The 7,031-nt window shown below is 68.8% G+C and carries 5 protein-coding genes and 1 pseudogene; 3 read left to right on the forward strand and 3 right to left on the reverse strand.

What is annotated here, in order from left to right:
* The 3 genes from ACLN58_RS15360 to pdxT form a co-directional block, all read right to left on the reverse strand.
* A partial coding sequence (locus ACLN58_RS15360; protein ID WP_415856130.1) for a crossover junction endodeoxyribonuclease RuvC occupies positions 1 to 259 on the reverse strand: 259 nt, incomplete at its 3' end.
* A 19-nt stretch (positions 260 to 278) separates the two neighbouring features.
* Positions 279 to 1,034 (reverse strand): YebC/PmpR family DNA-binding transcriptional regulator, encoded by a 756-nt coding sequence (locus tag ACLN58_RS15365; protein ID WP_415856127.1) that lies wholly within the window; start codon positions 1,032 to 1,034, stop codon positions 279 to 281.
* A gap of 2 nt (positions 1,035 to 1,036) precedes the next feature.
* Complete coding sequence (pdxT, locus tag ACLN58_RS15370; RefSeq protein WP_415856131.1) at positions 1,037 to 1,735, reverse strand: pyridoxal 5'-phosphate synthase glutaminase subunit PdxT; 699 nt, start codon at positions 1,733 to 1,735, stop codon at positions 1,037 to 1,039.
* A gap of 137 nt (positions 1,736 to 1,872) precedes the next feature.
* Here pdxT and asnB point away from each other — a divergent pair, with 137 nt between their 5' ends.
* The 3 genes and pseudogenes from asnB to ACLN58_RS15385 form a co-directional block, all read left to right on the forward strand.
* Positions 1,873 to 4,578, forward strand: a complete 2,706-nt coding sequence (asnB, locus tag ACLN58_RS15375) for an asparagine synthase (glutamine-hydrolyzing) (protein ID WP_415856128.1) — start codon at positions 1,873 to 1,875, stop codon at positions 4,576 to 4,578.
* A gap of 82 nt (positions 4,579 to 4,660) precedes the next feature.
* Positions 4,661 to 6,673 (forward strand): M3 family metallopeptidase, encoded by a 2,013-nt coding sequence (locus ACLN58_RS15380; protein WP_415856129.1) that lies wholly within the window; start codon positions 4,661 to 4,663, stop codon positions 6,671 to 6,673.
* A 79-nt stretch (positions 6,674 to 6,752) separates the two neighbouring features.
* A pseudogene (locus ACLN58_RS15385) lies at positions 6,753 to 7,031 on the forward strand (phosphoribosyltransferase); the annotation flags it as partial.

Raw genomic sequence — 7,031 nt, forward strand, 5'->3', positions numbered from 1 at the left:
CCTGCGCGACGCCCATGACCGTGCTGACGTTGAGCTGCGAGAAGACGCGCTCGACCGCGACGACCTCGGGTTCATAGCGCTCGAGCCAGTCGTCGATCGCGTTCGCGATGACGAGGAGGCGCGCGTCGAGGGGCTGCTCGGCCGACGTGCCGACGACGCCGACCCCGACGAGGGTCGCGCGGCGGTCCCGGGCCACGTCGACGACCCCGAGGCCGCAGCGGGTGAGGCCCGGATCGACTCCGAGTACGCGAAGGTTCACGGTTCCGGCCACGGCGAGGTCACTCGGCCTCGAGGGCCGCCATGACCTCCTCGCTCATGTCCGCGTTCGTGTACACGTTCTGGACGTCGTCGAGATCCTCGAGCGCGTCGACGAGCCGGAGGAACTTCCGCGCGCCGTCGGCGTCGAGCTCGACCTCCATGGACGGCACGAACTCCGCCTCGTCGGTCTCGTACTCGATGCCGGCCTCCGTGAGCGCGTCGCGGATGCCCTGGAGGTCGTGCGGCTCGGAGTAGACGATCCAGTTCTCGCCGCCGTCCTTGACCTCCTCGGCGCCCGCATCGAGGACGGCCATGAGCACGTCGTCCTCGGACAGGCCGTTCTTGAGCAGGCTCACGACGCCCTTGCGCGTGAAGAGGTAGCTCACCGAGCCCTGGTCGGCCATCGAGCCGCCGTTGCGGGTCACCGCGAGGCGCACGTCTGCCGCGGCACGGTTCCGGTTCTCGGTGAGGCACTCGATGAGGAGCGCGGAGCCCTGCGGGCCGCGGGCCTCGTACGAGATCTCGGTGTACTCGATGGACTCGCCGGTCAGCCCCGCGCCGCGCTTGATCGCGCGGTCGATGTTGTCGTTCGGGACGGAGTTCTTCTTGGCCTTCGAGACGGCGAGGTCAAGGGCAGGGTTGCCGGACAGGTCTGGCCCGCCGAGTCGCGCCGCGACCTCGATCGTCTTGATGTACTTGGCGAACGCCTTCGCACGCTTGGCGTCGATGGCCGCCTTCTTGTGCTTGGTGGTAGCCCATTTGGAGTGGCCGGACATGCCTACGCTTCTCCCTTGATCATGCGGATGAAAAGTTCATGGACCCGCCGCTCGCCCGTCACCTCAGGGTGGAACGATGTCGCGAGCAGGTTTCCTGAACGGACTGCGACAATTCTAGACCGGCCGCCCAGCGTGGCCGTGTGGGACGCGTGCTGAGGGTCGACTTCCGCGAGCACCTCGACCGAATCACCCACGCGCTCGACCCACGGGCCGCGGATGAAGACCGCATGCACTGGGCCGCCCGACTGATCGATGTCCTTGAAGTCGAGATCCGTCTCAAACGACTCGCGCTGCCGCCCGAACGCGTTGCGCCGCACCGTAATGTCGAGGCCGCCGAAGGTCTCCTGCGGTTTGTCCGAGAGGTCCTGGGCCGGGTCGGCGATCTCGTTCGCGAGCAGGATCATGCCGGCACACGAACCATAGACGGGGAAGCCCTCTGCGATCCTGCGCTTCAGCGGCTCCGCGACGCCGAACGCCCGCGCTAGCTTGTCGATCGTCGTCGACTCGCCACCCGGGATGACGAGCCCGTCGAGGCCGTCGAGCTCCTCGGCCCGCCGCACCGTCACGGCACGCGCGCCGAGAGCCGTGAGCGCCGCGACATGTTCGCGGACGTCGCCCTGCAGGGCGAGGACTCCGACGCGCAGCTCAGGCTGGACAGACCCAGGCTGGGCGGGGGCTTCGGCTGTAGCGGGGTGCTCGATGGGCGCGGAACTCACCTATCTAGTCTAGTCGGGAGGCCCCGTCGGCCCGCGCCAGGCACCGACCCGGCGGGTCCGGCACGGATCGCGCCGGTAGCATGGACGCCGGACCGACTGACGACAACGAAGAGGATTGCCACATGTGCGGTATCGCCGGCTATTACGGGTTCGGTCAGGATCAGGCTCTGCTCGAGACCATGAACAGCTGCATCCAGCACCGGGGACCCGACGGCGAGGGCTATTTCATCGACGACGTCGCTGAGGGCACCGTGGGCCTCGCCCATCGCCGCCTCGCGATCGTCGACCGGGCCCACGGGCAGGAGCCCATGATCAGCGCCGACGGCGAGACGATCCTCGTCTACAACGGCGAGGTCTACAACTATCGCGAGCTGCGCGCGGAGCTCGAGGCCTTGGGCCGCACGTTCGCGACCGTCTCGGACACCGAGGTGGTGCTCCAAGCGTTCGAGGAGTGGGGCACGGACGCGTTCGACCGCTTCAACGGCATGTTCGGGCTCGCGATCCTCGACCGGAAGAACGGCCGGCTCGTCCTGGCCCGCGACCACTTCGGCATCAAGCCCCTCTACTGGGCCAACGCAGGCACCGAGCACGAGCCGCAGCTCCTGTTCGGCTCGGAGATCAAGCCGCTCCTCGCGACCGGCAAGATCGAGGCGAAGCCCAACGAGCGCATCCTCTACCGCTACCTGCGCTTCCGCATCCACGACGACACTGCTGAGACGTTCTTCGACGGGGTCAACAAGCTCCTCCCCGGCGAGATGCTCACGGTCGACCTCACGTCGGGGCGCTTCCGGATCTCGAGCTACACGCGCCTCCTCGAGGAGCTCGAGGAGCTCTCGAAGGTCGAAACCCCGTACACGCCCGCGGTGACCGACGAGTACCGCAAGCGGTTCACGGAGGCCATCCGAATCCGCCTCAACTCCGAGGTCCCAGTGGGCAGCGCGCTCTCCGGCGGGCTCGACTCCTCCGCCGTCGTCGTCACCATCAACCGGCTCATGCAGGAGAACGCGGAGGGCCTCGAGGCCGTCGGCGCGAAGCAGAACACGTTCAGCGCGGTCTTCCCCAACGCGATCAACGACGAGGAAGCCTACGCCGACGCCGCGATCGCGGTCTGCAGCGGCAACATCGAGGCGCACAAGATCAAGCCGACGCCGGAGAGCTTCGACGCGGACCTCGAGGACTTCGTCCGCACTATGGAGGAGCCGATCATCTCCTCGGGCCCGTACGCTCAGTACTGCGTCATGAAGGAAGCCTCGAAGCACGTCACGGTCCTGCTCGACGGCCAGGGCGCCGACGAGATGATGGCCGGCTACATCCCGTACTACTTCGCGTACCTGCGCCAGCTCAAGGATGACGGCGACCTCGCGACGCTCGCCAAGGAATCGTCGTCGAGCCTTGACATCTTCTACCGCCTGGGCCGGTTCCGGCTCAGGGGCATGGCGAGCGGCAGGAAGACCGTCTCGATGGCGACGCTGCTCAAGAGGGACTGGGCACAGCAGTTCACCGGCGAAGCGTTCGGCAACATTCCCGCGAACCTCAAGCTCCGCCTCATCGACGACCTCTTCGCCAAGTCCCTCCCGTCGCTCCTGCGGTACGAGGACAAGAACACCATGCGGTTCTCCCTTGAGGGCCGCGTCCCGTTCCTCGACAAGGAAGTGGTCAAGTACCTGTTCAGCCTCTCGGACGAGGCGATCATCAAGGAGGGCTGGAACAAGCGCGTCCTGCGCGACGCGACGCGCGGCCTCCTGCCTGAGATGATCAGCAACCGCCGCAACAAGATCGGCTTCACGACGCCCGAGGCGGAGTGGTTCAAGCTCATGAAGGAGCGGATCTACAAGATCTTCATGTCGAACTCCTTCTACAGCCGCCCCTACTGGGACCGCGAGCAGGTCCTCACCGCGTTCGAGGAGTACCTCAACGGCAAGAACGACGCCGACACGATGATCTTCTGGCGGCTCCTCAACGTCGAGCTGTGGTTCCGCGAGTTCATCGACAAGAACGAGGCCCCCGCGGACGTCAAGGTCAACAAGAGCGACTACGAGGCCAACCCCGGCAAGGAGCTCGACATCGTCTCCGGCCGGGTGAGGTTCCGCCGCTACCCTCTCCAGACCGAGGTGTTCGCGCGCGACACCGCCCTCGAGCCTGCCGTGGCCGGCTACGTCGAGCGGTTCTTCGCGGGCCTCTCCGTGGCGCCCGAGGGGACGCGCGCGGCGGTCGACGGCCGGCCGTGGTACGCGCTCGTGAGCGAGAAGATCGTCGCCATCACGCAGGGCCGTTCATTCCCCGTGTGGGAGATCGAGGTCTCCGCCGCCGCCCGTGTGCTGAGCCGGTTCGTGACGCGCACGCCGGCGGGGATCGGGCTCGGGAGCCCGTGGTCGATGCAGATCGCGATCGACGAGGTCGGGCTACCGCTCATCGTGAAGGCCGCCGCGGCCTCGGTGGTCGGCAAGTTCCAGGGCAAGAGCGGCGTCTTCTACGACGTCGTGGGCCACAACATCAACGCGATCGACGGCGCGACCCCGTACAGCCTGGGTGCCGCGAGCAACTCGGTGAAGCTCGCCCCCAAGGATCCGGACGGCGTCGCTCGAGCCATCAGCGCCGCGGTGCGGGCCACCCTCCCGGCCGACGCCGCGGCGACCTTCGGCGGGACCGCGATCATGGACGCGAACGATCTCGGCGTCGTCGTCATGGGCCACGACACCGCCCTGCCGAAGGAGACCATCGCCGGGATGTTCAGGGACAACCCGCAGGGCCAGGGCTCGCAGGCCACGCCCATGTCTCTCGTCTTCGCGCAGGAGAGCACGGCCGGGGAAAGCCTTCCCCAGGGGTAGCCCCACGGGGACTGGCCCCCAACGGCGTCCGTCGCGGCCCCGGGTTCTTGCCCGGGGCCGCGGTGCGTGAAAGGCTCCTTTCATGGCCAACCCCCTCCTGACTCCGAGCACCCTTCCGTACGGGCTTCCCCCGTTTGCCGCGATCCGTGACGAGCACTATGCCGAGGCCGTGGACGCCGGCATCGCCGCGCAGCTCGCCGAGCTCGACGCCATCGCGGGCTCGACCGAGCCGCCGACGTTCGAGAACACGGCTGCGGCGATGGAGCGCAGCGGGCGGCTCCTCACGCGGGCGGTCGCCGCCTTCATGACGATGGTGTCCTCCCACGGGACCGAGCCGATCCGCGAGCTCGAAACGCAGCTCATGCCCAAGCTCAGCGCCCATCAGGATGCCATCCTGCTCGACCGGCGGCTCCGCGACCGCTTCGCCGCGATCGACGCCTCCGGCCTCGATTCCGAGTCCGCGCGCCTCGTCGACGAATGGCTCAACGACTTCCGGCGCGCGGGAGCGAACCTCGACGACGCCGGCCAGGCGCGCCTGCGCGAGCTCAACGCCGAGCTCTCGCGCCTCGGCACCGAGTACGGCCAGCGCGTTGCCCAGGCCATCAACGATGCGGCGGTCCTCGTGACCGACGAGGCCCAGCTCGCCGGGCTCAGCGACGACGACCGCGCGAGCGCCGCGCAGGCCGCCCGGACCGCCGGGCACGAATCCGGCTGGCTCATCACGCTCATCCAGCCGACGGGGCAGCCGCTCCTCTCCGTCCTCGAGGACCGCGAGCTGCGGCGGCGCGTGTTCGAGGCGTCGGTGGCACGCGGGAGCGCGGGCGGCGAGACGGACGTGCTCGGACTGGTCCAGGACATGGTCCGCCTCCGCGCCGAGAAGGCCTCGCTCCTCGGCTATGCGAGCTTTGCCGACCTCGCCGTCGACGATCAGACCGCGCCGTCTTTCGACGCTGTCCACGCGATGCTCGCGCAGCTCGCGCCCGCGGCGGTGCGGAACGCCGCCTCCGAGGCACAGCAGCTCGCCGAAGCGGCGGGCCACGCGCTCGAGCCGTGGGACTGGTCCTTCTACTCGGCGGCCGTGCGCCGCGACAAGTACGCCGTGGACGAGAAGGCGCTCCGTCCGTACTTCGAGCTCGACACCGTGCTGCGCGACGGGATCTTCTTCGCGGCGGGCCAGCTCTATGGCCTCCGGTTCGAGGAGCGCCCGGACCTCGAGGGTTACCACGAGGACGTGCGCGTGTGGGAGGTCTTCGACGCCGACGGCGCCGGCCTCGGGCTCTTCCTCGGCGACTACTTCACGCGAACCACGAAGCGCGGCGGCGCGTGGATGAACGCCCTCGTCGAGCAGTCCGCGCTCACGGGCGACCGGCCCGTGGTCATCAACAACCTCAACGTCCCGAAGCCCGCGCCCGGCGAACCCGCGCTCTTGACCCTCGACGAGGCCCGCACGGCGTTCCACGAATTCGGCCACGCACTGCACGGCCTGCTCTCCCACGTCACGTTCCCGAAGTTCTCGGGCACGAACGTGCCGCGCGACTTCGTCGAGTACCCGTCCCAGGTCAACGAGATGTGGCTCCTGTGGCCCGAGGTCGTGGCGAATTACGCTCGGCACCACGAGACCGGGGAGCCGCTCCCCCAAGCCCAGATCGACGCACTCGACGCCGCGAGTCTGTGGGGCGAGGGCTTTGCGACCACCGAATACCTCGGCGCCGCCCTCCTCGACCTCGCGTGGCACCGGCTCGCGGCGGGCGAGGATCCCGGCGACGCTCTCGAGTTCGAGGCGAAGGCGCTCGCCGAGGCGGGCATCTCGGTTCCGCTCATCCCGCCGCGGTACCGCACGGGGTACTTCCAGCACATCTTCGCGGGCGGGTGGTACGCCGCGGGCTACTGGTCCTACATCTGGAGCGAAGTTCTCGACGCGGACACCGTCGAATGGTTCAAGGAGAACGGCGGCCTCACGCGCGCCAACGGCGACACGTTCCGCGGCGAGCTCCTCTCGCGCGGGTTCTCGCGCGATCCGCTGGATTCGTTCCGTGCCTTCCGCGGCAGGGACGCCGCCGTCGCCCCGCTCCTCGCTCGGCGCGGCCTCGGCTGATCCTCCGCACAGGGTCCTTCTCCTCTGACGTGCGGCTTCGTGGCGAGCGAAGCTGGGAAGAGAGCCGAGGGGACCGTCGATGCACGTCTTCAAGGACCGGGCAGAGGCTGGCCGGGAACTCGCGCGGGCACTTCTCGGGCACCGCGGCGAGGACCTCGTGGTGCTCGGGCTCCCCCGTGGCGGCGTCCCGGTCGCGTTCGAGGTTGCCATGGCGCTCGAAGCGCCGCTCGACGTCATCGTGGTGCGCAAGCTGGGCGTCCCGTTCCAGCCCGAGCTCGCCATGGGCGCGATCGCCGAGCATGGCGCTCGCGTCGTCGATCCGCGCGTCGTGCGTCTTGCCGGCGTCTCGGAGCGCGAG

This window comes from Sinomonas sp. G460-2 (assembly GCF_047759905.1).
Taxonomy (GTDB): domain Bacteria; phylum Actinomycetota; class Actinomycetes; order Actinomycetales; family Micrococcaceae; genus Sinomonas.